Origin of the sequence: Streptomyces sp. NPDC093111, assembly GCF_040683955.1 — a bacterium.
In the GTDB taxonomy this organism is placed as follows: Bacteria; Actinomycetota; Actinomycetes; order Streptomycetales; family Streptomycetaceae; genus Streptomyces.
On sequence record NZ_JBFBNW010000026.1, the window covers coordinates 12,478 to 28,561 of the forward strand.

A 16,084-nucleotide genomic window follows, 5' to 3' on the forward strand; every position below is an offset into this window, starting at 1 on the left:
GCGCCGCACCCTACAAGCCGTGCGGGTGCTTCAGAACAGCACGCTCATGAAGGCGCCGACCTCGTCGAAGCCGACGCGGCGGTAGGCGGCCCTGGCGGGGGTGTTGTAGTCGTTCACGTAGAGGCTGACGAGGGGGGCGACGTCGGCGAGCGCGTACTGGAGGACGGCGGCCATGCCGGTCTCGGAGAGGCCGCGGCCGCGGTGTTCGGGGGCGACCCAGACGCCCTGGATCTGGCAGGCCTGGCGGGTGGCGGCGCCGATCTCGGCCTTGAAGACGACCTTGCCGTCCTCGATGCGGGCGAAGGAGCGGCCGGAGCCGACGAGCTCGGCGACGCGGGCCTGGTAGAGGAGTCCGCCGTCGCCGGACATCGGGGAGATGCCGACCTCCTCGGTGAACATGGCCACGCAGGCGGGCATGATCACCTCCATCTCGTCCTTGCGGACCCGGCGGACCAGCGGGTCGGGGGCGACGGTGGTGGAGGGTCCGTCGGCGACCATCAGCGGCTGGTGGGCGCGGACGTCGCGGGCGGGGCCCCAGCCGGGCTCCAGGAGCCGCCAGAGCTGGGCGGTGGGGCCGGCGGGGCCGACGATCGAGGAGCAGCGGCGGCCGACCCGGCGGGCCCGGTCGGCGAAGGCGCGGACGGCCTCGGGGGTGGCGCAGAGGGGGACCAGGTTGGCGCCGGAGTAGCAGAGCGAGCGCAGCTGCCCGTCGGCGTACCAGCCCCACATCTCGCCGCCGAGGCGCCAGGGGTCGAGGCCGGCGACCTGGACGCGGGCGGTCACGAAGGCGTTCTCGACGGGGGCGCTCTCCAGGACGGCGAGCGCGGCGCCGAGGTCGGCGGGTTCGAGGACCCGGGTGGTGGTCTGCGTCAACACGAGGGGGCCTCACCGTGCGGTTTCTGCTGGTCTCCGCACTTTACCCCCGTCCTCCGCGGGCCGGGGCGCGCGAAGCCCCTCCGCCCTGGGGACGGAGGGGCTTCGGGAGCGCGGTGGGTCAGACGCCGATGGCGACGGTCGGCTCGCCGCTGGCGACGCCGTCCTTCTCCATCTGCTCGGCGATCTTGAGGGCCTCTTCGATGAGGGTCTCGACGATCTTCGACTCGGGGACGGTCTTGATGACCTCGCCCTTCACGAAGATCTGGCCCTTGCCGTTGCCGGAGGCGACGCCGAGGTCGGCCTCGCGGGCCTCGCCGGGGCCGTTGACGACGCAGCCCATGACGGCGACGCGCAGCGGGACCTCCATGCCCTCCAGGCCGGCGGTGACCTCCTCGGCCAGCTTGTAGACGTCGACCTGGGCGCGTCCGCAGGACGGGCAGGAGACGATCTCCAGACGGCGCGGCTTGAGGTTCAGCGACTCCAGGATCTGGTTGCCGACCTTGACCTCCTCGACCGGCGGGGCCGAGAGGGAGACGCGGATGGTGTCGCCGATGCCCTCGGAGAGCAGCGCGCCGAAGGCGACGGCGGACTTGATGGTGCCCTGGAAGGCGGGGCCGGCCTCGGTGACGCCGAGGTGCAGCGGGTAGTCGCAGGCGGCGGCCAGCTGGCGGTAGGCGTTGACCATGACGACCGGGTCGTTGTGCTTGACCGAGATCTTGATGTCGCCGAAGCCGTGCTCCTCGAAGAGGGATGCCTCCCAGAGGGCGGACTCGACGAGCGCCTCGGGGGTGGCCTTGCCGTACTTCGCGAGCAGACGGGCGTCGAGCGAACCGGCGTTGACGCCGATGCGGATCGGGGTGCGGGTCTCGGAGGCCGCCTTGGCGATCTCCTTGACCTTGTCGTCGAACTGCTTGATGTTGCCCGGGTTGACGCGGACCGCGGCGCAGCCGGCGTCGATCGCGGCGAACACGTACTTCGGCTGGAAGTGGATGTCGGCGATGACCGGGATCTGCGACTTCTTCGCGATGGTCGCGAGGGCGTCGGCGTCGTCCTGGGTGGGGCAGGCCACGCGGACGATCTGGCAGCCGGAGGCGGTGAGCTCGGCGATCTGCTGGAGCGTGGCACCGATGTCCGAGGTGCGGGTGGTGGTCATCGACTGCACCGACACGGGGGCGTCGCCGCCGACGGCCACCGATCCGACCTGGATCTGGCGGCTCTTGCGCCGCTCGGCCAGCTTGGTCGGGACGGAAGGCATTCCGAGAGAGATGGCGGTCATCAGCTGTACAACCCCAAGGTGTGGTTCATCGGGCTCAGGTCTTCGAGATTACCGCCCCGCGGGCGGGCGGCCGGACACCGCACGGGTTCCGGCCGTCGGCGGCTCAGGTCAGCTTCACCGGATTGACGATGTCGGCGACGAGGACGAGCAGCGTGAAGCAGACGAACACGCCTGCCACGACGTAGGCGGCCGGCATCAGCTTGGCCACGTCGAACGGGCCCGGGTCGGGGCGCCGGAAGATCCGCGCGGTGTTGCGGCGGATCGACTCCCACAGGGCGCCGGCGATGTGGCCGCCGTCGAGCGGGAGCAGCGGGAGCATGTTGAACAGGAACAGCGACACGTTGAACATGACCAGCAGGTTCATGAACCAGACGAGGATCGTCTGGGGCGGCGCGTCCACGGTCATCAGCTCGCCGCTGATGCGGGCGGCGCCGACGACGCCGACCGGCGAGTCCTGCGCGCGCTCGCCGCCGCCGAAGGCGGCGTCCCACAGGTCGGGGATCTTGCCGGGCAGGGCGATGACGGACTCGACGCCGGCCTGCAGCTGGTCGGACATCCGTGTGACGGACTGGCCGAAGGTCAGCGGCGTGACCTCGGTCTTGGAGGCGAAGCCGAGGTAGCCGGCGGGGACCGTCTGCAGCGGCTGGACGACGCGTCCGTCGGCGTCCTTCTTGTAGACCTCGTTCTTGATGAGGGTGGGGTGCAGGTCGATCCGCTGGTCGCCGCGCTGGACGGTGATGGTGGCGGGGCCGATGGTGTCGCGGATGTGGTCGGAGAGGGTGTTCCAGTCCTCGACGGCGGTGCCGTTGAAGGCGAGGATCCGGTCGCCCGGCTTCAGTCCGGCCGCGAACGCGGGCGAGACCGGGTCGCCGGTCTGGCAGGCCTCGCGCTTGGTGGACTGCGGGATGACGCACTTCTGGACGCCGGCGACCTTGGTGGTCTGCGCCTCGAAGCCGATGGCCATGGCGCTGCCGAAGAAGAGCGCGACGGCCAGGACCAGGTTCATGAACGGTCCGGCGAACATCACGATGACGCGCTTCCACGGCTTGCGCGTGTAGAAGAGCCGGTCCTCGTCGCCGGGCTGGAGCTCCTCGAAGGAGGCCTCGCGGGCGTCCTCGATCATGGAGCGCCACGGGGAGGTGGAGCGGGCCTCGATCCGGCCGTCCTTGCCTGGCGGGAACATGCCGATCATGCGGATGTAGCCGCCGGCGGGGATCGCCTTGAAGCCGTACTCGGTCTCGCCCTTCTTGCGGGACCAGATGGTGGGGCCGAAGCCGACCATGTACTGGGGCACCCGGATGCCGAACAGCTTGGCCGTGGAGAGGTGGCCGAGCTCGTGCCAGGCGATGGAGACGAGCAGGCCGAAGGCGAACAGCACCAGGCCCAGTACGTACAAGAAAACGGTCATGCGCGCGCCTCCGCGATTGCCTTCGCCGCGAGTTCCCGGGCCCGGGCCCGTGCCCAGGTCTCCGCTTCCAGGACGTCCGACACGGTGAGCGAGGTTCCCCGGTCCGGGGTGCCGTGTTCGGTGACGACCCGGGTGACCGTATCCATGATTCCGTTGAACGGCAGCCTTCCGGCGAGGAAGGCGTCCACGCACTCCTCGTTGGCGGCGTTGAAGACGGCGGGGGCCGTGCCGCCGAGCTCGCCGACGTGGCGGGCCAGGTTCACCGAGGGGAACGCCTCGTTGTCAAGGGGGAAGAACTCCCAGGTGGAGGCCGTGGTCCAGTCGAAGGCAGGGGCGGCGTCGGGGACCCGCTCGGGCCAGCCGATGCCGATGGCGATCGGGCCGCCCATGTCCGGCGGGGTGGCCTGGGCGAGCGTGGAGCCGTCCGTGAACTCGACCATCGAGTGCACGTACGACTGGGGGTGGACGACGACCTCGATGCGGTCGAACGGGATGTCGTAGAGCAGGTGGGCCTCGATGACCTCCAGGCCCTTGTTGACCAGGGTCGCGCTGTTGACCGTGATCACCGGGCCCATGGCCCAGGTCGGGTGGGCCAGCGCGTCCTCGCGGGTCACGCCCTCCAGCTCGGCCCGGGTGCGGCCGCGGAAGGGGCCGCCGGAGGCGGTGACGACCAGCTTGCGGACGTCGTCGCGGGTGCCGGCGGCGAGCGCCTGGAAGAGGGCCGCGTGCTCGGAGTCGACCGGGATGATCTGGCCCGGCTTGGCCAGCGCCTTCACCAGCGGGCCGCCGACGATCAGCGACTCCTTGTTGGCGAGCGCGAGGGTGCGGCCGGCCTCCAGGGCGGCGAGCGTGGGCGCCAGGCCGATGGAGCCGGTGATGCCGTTGAGGACGGTGTGGCAGGGGGACGCGGCGAGCCGCGTGGCGGCGTCCGGGCCGGCCAGCAGCTCGGGCAGCGGCTCGGAGCCGTACCGCGCGGTCAGCGCCTCGCGCAGCTCGGGCAGCGCCTCCTCGCGGGCCACCGCGACCGCGCCGACCCGCAGCCGGTGCGCCTGCTCGGCGAGCAGTCCGATCCGGCCGCCGGACGCGGCGAGGGCGGTGACCCGGAACCGGTCGGGGTTGCGCAGGACCAGGTCGATGGCCTGGGTGCCGATGGACCCGGTGGAGCCGAGCACGACGATGTCGCGGCGTCCGGTGGACACGTCGAAGGCGATGTGCGGGTCGGCGAGAGGAGAGGGGCGGTCGCTCATGCCCCCCATTCTTGCCTCAAAGACTGTGCGCTCCTCACAGCCCCCGGGCGAACGCCTCGAAAACGGTGTGGAAGTCCGGGAACGTCTTCCGTACGCAGCCGGGGTCGTCGAACGTGACACCGGGCGTGCGCAGCGCGGTGACGGCGAACGACATCACGATGCGGTGGTCGCCGTGGGTGGCGATCTCGACGGGTCCGGCGGGGGTGCCGGGGTGGATCTCGATCCAGTCCGGTCCGGTGTCGACGGTGACGCCGAGCGCGCGCAGGTTCTCGGCGCAGGCGTCGAGGCGGTCGCACTCCTTGACCCGGGTGTTGGCGACGTCCTCGATGCGGACCGGCCCGGCGGCGAAGGGGGCGAGGGCGGCGAGCGTCGGCATGGTGTCGGAGATGTCGCGCATGTTGACGGTGAGGCCGTTCAGGGAGCCGGTGGAGCGGACGGTGGTCCGGTCCGCCGCGACCGTCACCTCCGCGCCCATCCGGCGCAGCACGTCGACGAAGCCGAGGTCGCCCTGGAGGGCGCCGGTGCCGAGGCCGGGGACGGTGACCTCGCCGCCCGGGGTGAGGGCGGCGGCGGCGAAGAAGTAGCTGGAGGTGGAGGCGTCGGGCTCGATGGCGTAGGTGGTGGCGCGGTATCCGGTGGGCGCGACGGTGTACGTCCGGCCCTCGGGGCCGTCCTCGCGGCCGATCTCGGCGCCGAAGGACCGCATCATCGCGAGGGTGATCTCCACGTAGGGCTCGGAGACCAGGTCGGTGACGGTGATCGCGAGGCCGTCGGCGGTGAGCGGGCCGAGCATCAGCAGGGCGGTGAGGTACTGGGAGGACTGGCCGGCGTCGAGGCGGAGCGCGCCGCCCTTGATGCCGCGGCCGGTGACGGTGAGCGGGTGGTGGCCCTCGCGGTCGCCGTGGGCGAGCTCCACGCCGAGTTCGCGCAGGGCGGTGGTGAGCGGGCCGAGCGGGCGGCGGCGCATCTGGGGCGAGGCGTCGAAGCGGAAGGTGCCGTGGCCGGCGGCGGCCAGGGCGGGCAGGAAGCGGGCGGTGGTGGCGCCGTCGCGGCAGTACACGTCTGCCTCGGCGACCCCGGGCCCGGCGGGCCGGCCCTCGATGTGCCAGGCGCCGGGCTCCTGCCGTACGACGTAGCCGAGAGCCTTCAGACCTTCGGCGAAGCCCTCGGTGTCGTCGGAGCGCAACGGCCGCAGGAGCGTGGTGGTGCCTTCGGCCGCGGCGGCGAGGAAGAGCGCGCGGGCGGTGACGGACTTGGAGCCGGGGATGTCTATGACGGTCACGGGCCCCAGTCTGCCGTGGGGGACGGACCGGGGGCGGGGCGTTTCGGCCAGTGGACGGGCGGCTTCCGCCCGCCCACGGGCCGGGTGGCCGGGTCGTGCGTGACGCGGCCTACGGGATCTTCCGGTGGACGTTCTCCTCGGTCGACGGGCCTGGGGTGGTGTCGGCGATCCAGGGGCCGTCGCCGCTGGGGTCGAGGATGCCCTCCTCCAGCCAGGTGTACGAGCCCGCGAGGACGCCGTCGACGACCTTGCGGTCGAGGTCGTCGGTGTTGGCCCACAGTCGGCCGAAAAGCTCGTCCACCCGCAGCCGGGACTGGTGGCAGAAGGCGTCGGCGAGCTGGTGGGCCTCGCGGCCGTGGTCGGTGGTGGTGCGCAGGAGTTCGGCCCGTACGCAGACCGCGCTCATCGCGAAGAGCTCGGCGCCGATGTCGACGATCCGGCCGAGGAAGGCCTGCTTGAGCTCCATCTTCCCCTGCCAGCGGGACATGGCGTAGAAGGTCGAGCGGGCCAGTTTGCGGGAGGTGCGCTCGACGAACCTGAGGTGGCCGGCGAGCTCGCCGAACTCCCCGTACGCGCCGGGCAGTTGACCTTGCCCGGCGACCAGCTTCGGCAGCCAGCGGGCGTAGAAGCCGCCCGCGCGGGCGCCGGCCTTCGCCTTGTCGGCGAGGGTCTTGTCGGGGTCGATGATGTCGCCGGCGACGGCGAGGTGGGCGTCGACGGCCTCGCGGGCGATCAGCAGGTGCATGATCTCGGTCGAGCCCTCGAAGATGCGGTTGATCCGCAGGTCGCGCAGGAGTTGTTCGGCGGGGACGGCGCGTTCGCCGCGGGCGGCGAGCGAGTCGGCGGTCTCGTAGCCGCGGCCGCCCCGGATCTGGACCAGCTCGTCGGCCATCCGCCAGGCCATCTCGGAGCCGTACAGCTTGGCGAGCGCGGCCTCGATGCGGATGTCGTTGCGGTCCTCGTCGGCCATCTGGGAGGCCAGGTCGACGACGGCCTCCAGGGCGAAGGCGGTGGCGGCGAGGAAGGAGATCTTCGTGCCGACGGCCTCGTGCCGGGCGACCGGCTTGCCCCACTGCTCGCGTTCGGCGGCCCACTCGCGGGCGATCTTCAGGCACCACTTGCCGGCGCCCGCACAGGCGGCGGGCAGCGAGAGGCGGCCGGTGTTGAGGGTGGTGAGGGCGATCTTCAGGCCGGCGCCCTCGGGTCCGATGCGGTGCCCGGCCGGGACCCTCACCTGGTGGAAGCGGGTGACGCCGTTCTCCAGGCCGCGCAGGCCCATGAAGGCGTTGCGGTGCTCGACGGTGATGCCGGGCGCGTCGGCCTCGACGACGAAGGCGGTGATGCCGCCCTTGTGGCCCTCGGACGCGGGGACCCGGGCCATGACGACGAGGAGGTCGGCGACGACGCCGTTGGTGGTCCACAGCTTCACGCCGTCGAGGACGTACGTGTCGCCCTCCGGTACGGCGGTGGTGGCGAGCCGCGCCGGGTCGGAGCCGACGTCCGGCTCGGTGAGGAGGAACGCGGACAGGGCGTCGCGGGCCAGCCGGGGCAGGAAGGCGTCCTTCTGCTCCTGGGTGCCGAACAGCTTCAGCGGCTGGGGGACGCCGATCGACTGGTGGGCGGAGAGCAGCGCGCCGAGCGCGGGGCTGACCGAGCCGACCAGGGCGAGCGCCCGGTTGTAGTACAGCTGGGTGAGGCCGAGGCCGCCGTACTTCGGGTCGATCTTCATGCCGAGCGCGCCCAGCTCCTTGAGGCCGGTGACGGTCTCGTCGGGGATGCGTGCCTCGCGCTCGATGCGGGCGCCGTCGACGCGGGTCGCGCAGAACTCCCGCAGCTTGGCGAGGAAGGCCTCGCCGCGCCGGACGTCCTCGTCGGCGGGGAGCGGGTGGGGGTGGATGAGGTCGAGGCGGAAACGGCCGAGGAAGAGTTCCTTGGCGAAGCTGGGCTTGTGCCAGTCCTGCTGGCGGGCCGCCTCGGCGACCTGCCGGGCCTCGCGTTCGGAGACCTTGGGAGGTCGCTGGGTGGGTGCGGACATGAGGAGCTCACCTCGCCGCTCGTCGTTGTGGGGCTACCTGTCCGTGGTACCCGATATCCACGGGTTGGGAAAGACGGGCGGGGCGGACGGAGGACACGTAGGGTCCCCGCCATGCCCCAGACGATCAAGCTCCTGGTCCAGATCACCGCGCTGCCCGGCCGGGGCGGTGAGCAGGTCGCCGCCTTCGAGCGGCTCGCGCCCGTCGTACGGGCGGAGGACGGCTGCCTCCAGTACGACCTGCACCGGGTCGCGGACGACCCCGACCGCTTCGTCCTGCTGGAACGCTGGTCCTCGCCGGAGGCCCTCGCGGCGCACGACGCCGCCCCGCACATGGTCGCGGCGGGCGCGGCGAACAAGGCGTTCCGGGCGGGGCCGGCGGAGGTGGTACGGCTGGTGGATGCGCCGGTCGGGTGAGGGCGGGCGGGGTGGCGCTCAGGGCGCGCGGGAAGCGCAGATCGCGCGAAAAGCACCGGTCGCCCAGGTCACACAGGTCACACAGGTCACACCCAACGCGCCCGCCCCACCCTCCGCACCCTCCGCACCCCGGGAACGGGGACGGCCGGAGCCCCCGCACAGTGGGCTCCGGCCGTCGGTCTGTGGTGCGTCCGTACGCTTTACAGCGCCAGGCCCGTGAGGACCAGGACTCGCTCGTACGTGTAGTCGTCCATGGCGTACTTGACGCCCTCACGGCCGACACCGGAACGCTTGGCGCCGCCGTACGGCATCTGGTCGGCGCGGTAGGACGGGACGTCGCCGACGATCACGCCGCCGACCTCCAGGGCGCGGTGGGCGCGGAACGCGGACTGCAGGTCGCGGGTGAAGACACCCGCCTGGAGGCCGAAGTCGGAGTCGTTGACGGCGGCGAAGGCCTCGGCCTCGCCGTCCACCTTGGCGATGGTCAGGACCGGGCCGAAGACCTCGGCGCGGGCCAGGGTGACGCCGGCCGGGAGCTCGGTGAGGACGGTCGGGGCGTACGTGGCGCCCTCGCGCTTGCCACCGGCGAGCAGCTTGGCGCCGGCCGCGACGGCCTCGTCGACCCAGGCCTCGACGCGCTTGGCGGCGTTCTCGTCGACGAGCGGGCCGACGTCGGTGGCGTCGTCCGCCGGGTCACCGGTGACCTGGGCCTCGACGGCCGCGACGATCTTCGGTACCAGACGCTCGTAGACGGAGGCGTCGGCGATCACGCGCTGCACGGAGATGCAGGACTGGCCGCCCTGGTAGTTGGAGAAGGTGGCGATGCGGCTCGCCGCCCAGTCCAGATCGGCCTCGGAGGACCAGTCGGGCAGGACGACGGCGGCGGCGTTGCCGCCGAGCTCCAGGGTGCAGTGCTTGTGCGGCACGGACTCCTGGATGGCGTAGCCGACGGTGTCGGAGCCGGTGAAGGAGATGACCGGGAGGCGCTCGTCCTTGACCAGGGCGGGCATGCGGTCGTTCGGCACGGTCAGGATCGACCAGGAGCCGGCCGGCAGGTCGGTCTCGGCCAGGATCTCGCCCAGGATCAGGGAGGAGATCGGGGTCGACGGAGCCGGCTTGAGGATGATCGGGGCGCCGACGGCGATGGCCGGGGCGACCTTGTGCGCGCTGAGGTTCAGCGGGAAGTTGAACGGCGCGATGCCGAGCACGACACCCTTGGGGATACGGCGGGTCAGCGCCAGGCGGCCGACGCCGCCGGCCTCGGTGTCGAGGCGCTGGGCCTCGCCGCCGTTGAAGCGACGGGCCTCCTCGGCGGCGAAGCGGAACACCGACACGGCACGGCCGACCTCGCCGCGCGCCCACTTGATGGGCTTGCCGTTCTCGGCGGAGATCAGCTGGGCGATCTCCTCGGTGCGCTCGGCGAGGCGCTTCGACACGTGGTCGAGGGCGGCGGCGCGCACGTGCGCCGGGGTGGCGGCGAACTCGTCGACGACGGCGTGCGCGGCGGCCACGGCCTCCTCGACCTGGGCCTCGGTGGGCACGCTGACCTTGCCGACCAGACGTCCGTCGAAGGAGTTCGTGACGTCGAAGGTGGCCTCGCCGGTGGCCTCACGGCCGGCGAGCCAGAAGGCGTGGGTGGTCGTCATTGCGTCCCGGCCCTTTCCGTATCGGGGGTGCGAGCGATCGCTCTCGTGACACGTTAGGGCCGAGCGGGCGAACGTGGGCTTGTCCGGTGTGGAGTGGTGGGGTGGCGGGGCTGTCCGGTTTGGCGGAAGGGGGGGCGGGTTGGACGGGATGGGGGCCCGGGGTCCGGGCGGGGGGGCCCGGTTCAGGGCGCGGGACCCGGTTCAGGGCGCGGGACCCGGTTCAGGGCGCGGGACCCGGTTCAGGGCGCGGGCCCGGGTCCGGCCGGGCGCAGGGAGGCCAGGGTGGCCGGGGTGGCCGGGGTGGCCGGGGTGGCCGGGGTGGCCAGGGGACGGCGAAGGGTGGCCAGGGCCGGGCCAGGGGCTGGGGCCGAACGCAGGCGGGAGTCGGGGGCGGCTCGTAGGGGTCGGTGGTGGTCAGGTGCGGGCGCGTGGTGTGGATCCGGAGCCTCGGCGTTCCGTCGAGACGATCAGGCACACCCCGCCCACGACGATCGCGCCGCCCAGCGCGATCGACCAGGTCACGGCCTCGTTCAGGACGAGGGCGCCGAGGGCGACGGCGACGACCGGGTTCACGTACGCGTAGGTGGCGACCAGTGAGAGCGGGGCGGCCTGGAGGAGCCAGGCGTACGCGGTGAAGGCGAGCAGCGAGCCGAAGACCACCAGGTAGGCGAGGGCACCCCAGGAACGCCCGGAGACGGCCGCCAGGTCCAGGCCGTGCTGCTCGCCGCGGACCAGGCCGACGCCCAGACCCGCGAGGCCGCCCGCGATCATCTCGTACGCGCTGGCGGTGAAGGGGTTGCCGGGCATCGGGAGCCGGGAGGACGAGAACGAGCCGACCGACCAGCAGAGCGTCGCGGCGACCACGAGGAGCACCCCGCCCACCTTCACGTCACCGCTGAGGCCCGGCAGGGTGAGCACTCCGAGCCCGACCAGGCCGAGGAGCACCCCCGCGAGGCCGCCCGCGGTGGGGCGGGTGCCGGAGAGGGCCTTGAGGATGACGACCCAGGCCGGGACGACGGCGATGAGCAGCGCGGCGAGCCCGGAGGGGATGGAGGTCTCGGCGAGCACGACGAGCCCGTTGCCACCGAGGATGAGCAGCAGGCCCACCCCGACGGCGGAGGCGAGCTGCCGGGGCGTCACCTTGAGCGCGGCGGGCCCCTGCCGCCAGGCGATGATCCCGGCGAGGATCAGCCCGGCCGCGACGAAGCGGGTGCCGGCGGAGAGAAACGGCGGCAGCGTCTCGACGACGATCCGGATCCCGAGGTACGTGGACCCCCACACGACGTACACGATGCCGAGCGCGGCCCACACGGCGGCGGGGATCCGGCGGGCGGGGCCGGCCGGATTCCCGGGACCTCCGGGGTCTCCAGAGCCCCCGGGCTTCTCGGCGGGGGGCAGGCAGAGCTCGGGGGCAGCCGGATCGGCGGCGGGGCTTGTCATGTGCAGGAGATTAGGCAGGGAGGAGGTGGATGACCAGGAAATCTGCCCGGATTCGGGCAGGTCGGGCGGGTTTCGGGGTGGCGGGGTGGGGTGAAGGCATGCGCAGCGGCCCGGTGGGGGCAGTGCGGTCGGCGGGCCCGCGTCGGCCGCTTCGGCGGTGGCAGCGCGGTCGCCTGGGTCGCATCGGCCGCGCTGCCGTCAGCTGGAGCACCGCGGCCGGACCACTTCGGCGGGGCCATCGGTCGGCCGGACCGGATCCGGGTCGGATCGGGGTCGGCCGGGTCGAGTCGAGTCGGCTGTACCCCGTCGGCGACCGGGTCGGCGCCGCACCGGCCGCCCCTCGGCGGCGTCTCGCCCCGTTCCGGACGGTCCGTCGCTACGGTCTACTCCCCCGCCGGCCGGTCCCCCGTCGCCTTCAGGGCCAGCCACAGCTCCATCCGGACGTCCGGGTCGTCGAGGGAGCGTCCGAGGATCTCCTCCACGCGGCGCATTCGGTAGCGGAGGGTGTGACGGTGGACGCCCAGGTCGGCGGCGGCCGCGTCCCACTGGCCGTGGCGGGAGAGCCAGGCGCGGAGGGAGGCGACCAGGTCGCCGCGGCCGGTGGCGTCGTGCTCGTAGAGCGCGCGGAGCAGGCCGTCGGCGAAGGCGCGGACCGCGTCGTCGGCGAGCAGCGGAAGCACCGAACCGGCCGCCAGCTCCTCGTGCTCGACCAGGGCCCTGCCCCGTCGGCGGGCCACCGACAGGGCCTGCTCGGCCTGTTTGTACGCGGCCGCGGCGGCGATCGGACCGGTCGGGGCGGACAGGCCGACGACGATGCCCACCTCCTCGGCCTCCCGCGAGGCGTACCCCTCGCTCGCCGTGACCACCGCGCCGCCGTCCCCGGCCAGGACCACCAGCCGCCCGTCGTTCTCGGGCACGGCCAGGACCGACTCGCCCGCCCGGGCCGCGGCGGCCTCCAGGGACTCGGCGAGCACGGACAGCGGCGACTCGCCCGAGGGCGCCTCGGTCGCCGCCGCCTCGGCGATGAGCAGCCGGAACGGGGCGTCGAGCAGCCCGCCGTACAGGTCACCGGCGACGGCCCGGGCGTGGTCCGGCTGCCCGGCCAGCAGCATCCGCAGCACCGCCGCGCCGAGCCGCTGCTCGGCGGCCTGGAGGGAGCGGGAGCGTTCCGTCGTGAGGGTGAGCAGGGCGATCGCCGAGTGCACGGCGTACCGCTCGGCGGTGCCCAGCGGGGCGCCCGTACCGACGGCCAGGGCCCCCCGCACCCGCCGCCCGGTGCCCAGGGACTGGAGCTCGACCCGGTCGTCGGTGCCGCCGACGACGGCGCTCGCGGGGGCGGGGCGCTCCCGGAGCCGTTCCACGTCGGAGGTGAGACGGGCGGCGCGGCGGGCCGCCCATTCGGGCGAGACGGCGACGACGCTGCCGGAGGTGTCGTACAGCGCGGCCCAGCCGTCGACGTGCGCGGCCAGACGGGCGACGACGGCGTCCGGGCCCTCGGCGAGCGCGGCGCGGGTCAGCTCGCGCTGCGCCTCGAAGCCGGCGGTGACGGCCCGGTACTGGTCGGCGGCGATGGCGGCGGACACGGCCTTGCTGATGGCGAGGAACGGTGTGCGGCGCGGCACCTCCAGCAGCGGCATCGACTCCTCGCGGGCCGCGTCGACGAGCGCCTGCGGGATCGCCTCGTAGTTGACGCCCACGGCGAAGCCGAGCCCCACGACCCCGGCGCCGAGCAGGCGCCGGACGTAGCGGCGCATCGTCTCCGGGTCCTCGGCGTCGAGGGTGAGCGCGGTGGTGAGCAGCAGCTCGCCGCCCTCCATATAGGGGACGGGGTCGGCGAGCTCACTGACGTGCGCCCAGCGCACGGGGGTGTCGAGGCGGTCCTCACCGGCTCGGACGGTGAGTTTGAGCGCCGAGTGCTGGACGAGTGAGGCGAGGGTGGGCGGCATCGGGAACCGGTGGACCTTCGAGGGGAGGGGAGCAGCTGCCCGTCGGGCGGCGCGCCCCCGATTGTGCCAGCCCGCCACCCGGGGCGCCCTCGGCCGAGAGCGCCCCGGGGCGCTCAGCCGCGCAGGTCCACGAGGTACGGGGGCGTCTGCTCGCCGCGCACGTGGGTGAGGGAGAGGACCGCGTGGCCCGGGGGGACGGAGTGCGCGAGATCGGAGGCGGACCAGCGCTCGCGCTCGACCTCGCGGACGGTGACGGCTTCGGTGGTGACGGCCTTGCCGGTCACCATCTTGCGCAGCCGGTGGTAGGCGCGGGTCATGGGCTGATCCGCGAAGACGGTGTGGTGGGCCACCTCGGTGGTCTCGACCCGCTCGGTGCCCCAGGCCTCGGCGAAGGCCCTGCCGTCCCAGGTGGGCAGCCCGGCGAAGGCCATCCGGCAGCCGACCACCGCGAGCAGCGGCCCGTGCAGCGGGGCGGGCACGTCCGCGAGGGTACGCAGGGCGAGCACGACGCCCGCGTTCTGCGGGCGCAGCCGCTGGAGGGCCCGGACGGTCCCCGGGGTCAGCGCACCGGCCGCGTCGTCGAGCACCAGGCAGGCGAAGGGGCCCCGCCCGGCACGGTCGCGGGTGACGGACTGGAACTGGGCGAGCACGAGCCGGTTGAGCAGCCGGGCGGCCTCCTCGTGGCCGCCGTCCGGCAGGCTGATCCGCACCCGCATCGGATGTTGCGCGACGGCTCGCAGCGAGAAGGGCCGCACGTCACCGCCGCCGCCGAAGAACTCGGCGAACGCGGGACGGTCGAGGGCGGCGAGCCGGTCGGCGAGGACGGGGCCGACGTCGGTCGGGGTGCCGACCTGGCGCATCCGGGAGTCCAGCTCCCGGCGCATGGCCTGGGTGCCCTCGGCCGGCAGCAGGTCGAGCAGGGCGCGGAGGGTGTCGGGGTGGGCTTCGAGCAGCTCGCGGAGGACCGGCACGGTCGGGAAGCGGCCGTGCGCGGCCCGGTAGGGGCCGATGAGCTGGGCGAGGGCGGTGGCGGCGCGCCGGGTCTCCACGCCCTCCATGTCGCCGACCAGGCCCTCGGCGAGGACGGCGGCGGCCTCGTCGGGGTCGGTGGCGCCGGCGTACAGGTCCAGGTCGTAGGGCGAGGAGCGGTCGCCGAGCCGGACGACGACGTCGTACCCCGCGTCGGAGCCGAGCGGGGCGCCGGGCGTGCCGACGGCGACGACGGCGCAGCCGCCGGTGAGGGCCTGGAGGGTGAGCGACTCGACGACGGGCCCGACGAGGGCGCGGCTCTTGCCGGCGCCGGAGGGGCCCACGGCGAGGAGGGAGGTGGCGAGGAGTCCGGCGTCGAGGGCGAGCCCGGCGCCGTGGTACGCGTACGGGGTGCGCTCGGCCGGCACGTACCGACCGACCCGGACCTGGCCGACCAGCAGGTCGTGCGCGGCCGAGCGGTGAGGCAGGTCGCGGGCGCCCGAGGGGTGCGCGCCCGTGGCGGCGCCCTGTTCCAGCAGGGTGCGGACGAGGGTGGCACGCCCCACGGCGTCGCGTGCGGTCTCCCGCCAGGTGCGCCGCACCCGCGCGCAGTCGACGTCGTTCATCCGCCCGCCGGCCACCTCGGCGGCGAGCAGGTCGGCGGCGCGGTGCTCGCCCGACTCCCTGAGCCTCGGCCACTGGGAGGGCGGGGGGCCTTCCTGGGCGGGGGCCGGGGTGGCGGCTTCGGCGGACCCGGTCCGCCAGGCACGGAAGAGCGCCGGCCACCGCCCGAGCCGGGCGAAGGGCCAGACGACCGCCGCCGTGATCACCGCGTACAGGGGGTAGACGAGGAGGGGCGAGGCGAACACCTCGAAGCCGCCGGTGAGCAGGGCGACGAGGGAGAACACCGGGGAGGCCACGGGCAGCGGGTCCCAGCCGAGGCCGAATGCCTCGGGCCAGACGAACGCGAGGACGATCAGGGCGAGACCGGCCGTGAGCGCGGCGCGCGCCGCGGGGCGGTGGCGGGCGAGGAAGTACCGGGCGATCCTGCCCCAGGCGCCGAGTCGGCCGATCAGCCAGACCAGCCCGAGGAAGACGACGCCGCCGAAGACGTCGTGGGCCGCGGAACCGTGCCAGTCGCGTGGCGCGGTGGTCCCGGGCCACCACCAGTCGCCGGGGGTGAGGGTCTTGAGCACGAGGTACCCGTACGGGATGGCTCCGCGCTGCCAGGCCGACCAGAAGAGCAGACCGACGAGTACGGGGATCAGCATGCCCGCGACGGTGACGGGGGTGATCCCGGCGGACGCCGGCGCCACCCCCGGCACATACCGCAACCGCCAGATCCCCAGCCCCGCCTCCGGCCGCGGCGCGTCCAGCCACTCGGCCACCGGATGCCGGGCCGCCGGCGCCTGGTCCGGCCGTGGCGGAGCCGCCACGACGGGCGGCGCGACGACGGGCTGGGACGGCGGGACCACAGGCGGCGCGACCACAGGCCGAGGCGGAGCCGCAGCGCCAAGCGGCGGCGCGACGGGCGGCGGCACGGCG

The 16,084-nt window shown here is 73.8% G+C and carries 11 protein-coding genes; 1 reads left to right on the plus strand and 10 read right to left on the minus strand.

Features of this window, described 5'->3' with window-relative positions; genetic code table 11:
- Nucleotides 1-30 precede the first annotated feature (30 nt).
- The 6 genes from AB0Q96_RS33915 to AB0Q96_RS33940 form a co-directional block, all read right to left on the minus strand.
- Nucleotides 31-876 carry a GNAT family N-acetyltransferase gene (locus AB0Q96_RS33915; protein ID WP_365332292.1) on the minus strand — a complete coding sequence of 282 codons (846 nt, stop codon included), beginning with the start codon at nt 874-876 and terminating at the stop codon, nt 31-33.
- Nucleotides 877-994: 118 nt separating this feature from the next.
- Nucleotides 995-2,152 carry a flavodoxin-dependent (E)-4-hydroxy-3-methylbut-2-enyl-diphosphate synthase gene (gene ispG, locus AB0Q96_RS33920; protein WP_329424710.1) on the minus strand — a complete coding sequence of 386 codons (1,158 nt, stop codon included), beginning with the start codon at nt 2,150-2,152 and terminating at the stop codon, nt 995-997.
- 103 nt (nt 2,153-2,255) lie between these two features.
- Nucleotides 2,256-3,560, minus strand: a complete 1,305-nt coding sequence (locus AB0Q96_RS33925) for a site-2 protease family protein (protein WP_365332294.1) — start codon at nt 3,558-3,560, stop codon at nt 2,256-2,258.
- Nucleotides 3,557-4,807 carry a 1-deoxy-D-xylulose-5-phosphate reductoisomerase gene (gene dxr / locus AB0Q96_RS33930; RefSeq protein WP_365332296.1) on the minus strand — a complete coding sequence of 417 codons (1,251 nt, stop codon included), beginning with the start codon at nt 4,805-4,807 and terminating at the stop codon, nt 3,557-3,559. Before dxr ends, AB0Q96_RS33925 begins: the two co-directional genes overlap by 4 nt.
- 34 nt (nt 4,808-4,841) lie before the next feature.
- Nucleotides 4,842-6,089, minus strand: a complete 1,248-nt coding sequence (gene aroA, locus AB0Q96_RS33935) for a 3-phosphoshikimate 1-carboxyvinyltransferase (RefSeq protein WP_365332298.1) — start codon at nt 6,087-6,089, stop codon at nt 4,842-4,844.
- A 109-nt stretch (nt 6,090-6,198) separates the two neighbouring features.
- Complete coding sequence (locus AB0Q96_RS33940; protein ID WP_365332300.1) at nt 6,199-8,124, minus strand: acyl-CoA dehydrogenase family protein; 1,926 nt, start codon at nt 8,122-8,124, stop codon at nt 6,199-6,201.
- 111 nt (nt 8,125-8,235) lie between these two features.
- On the opposite strand from AB0Q96_RS33940, the gene AB0Q96_RS33945 reads away from it, so the two are divergent.
- Entirely contained in the window at nt 8,236-8,538 is a 303-nt protein-coding gene (locus tag AB0Q96_RS33945) for a putative quinol monooxygenase (protein WP_365332302.1), read from the plus strand.
- Between the two features lie 200 nt (nt 8,539-8,738).
- On the opposite strand, the gene AB0Q96_RS33950 is transcribed toward AB0Q96_RS33945, so the two are convergent.
- From AB0Q96_RS33950 to AB0Q96_RS33965, 4 genes are all read right to left on the minus strand, one after another.
- Nucleotides 8,739-10,184: an aldehyde dehydrogenase family protein gene (locus tag AB0Q96_RS33950; RefSeq protein WP_365332304.1), complete on the minus strand. Its 1,446-nt coding sequence runs from the start codon at nt 10,182-10,184 to the stop codon at nt 8,739-8,741.
- A gap of 414 nt (nt 10,185-10,598) precedes the next feature.
- The gene (locus AB0Q96_RS33955; protein WP_365332306.1) at nt 10,599-11,624 is read right to left on the minus strand and encodes an EamA family transporter; all 1,026 of its coding nucleotides are present in this window, start codon (nt 11,622-11,624) and stop codon (nt 10,599-10,601) included.
- A 383-nt stretch (nt 11,625-12,007) separates the two neighbouring features.
- Nucleotides 12,008-13,570, minus strand: coding sequence for a PucR family transcriptional regulator (locus AB0Q96_RS33960; RefSeq protein WP_365332308.1), 1,563 nt, complete (start codon nt 13,568-13,570; stop codon nt 12,008-12,010).
- 113 nt (nt 13,571-13,683) lie between these two features.
- The gene (locus AB0Q96_RS33965) at nt 13,684-15,810 is read right to left on the minus strand and encodes an ATP/GTP-binding protein (protein ID WP_365332309.1); all 2,127 of its coding nucleotides are present in this window, start codon (nt 15,808-15,810) and stop codon (nt 13,684-13,686) included.
- Nucleotides 15,811-16,084 lie beyond the last annotated feature (274 nt).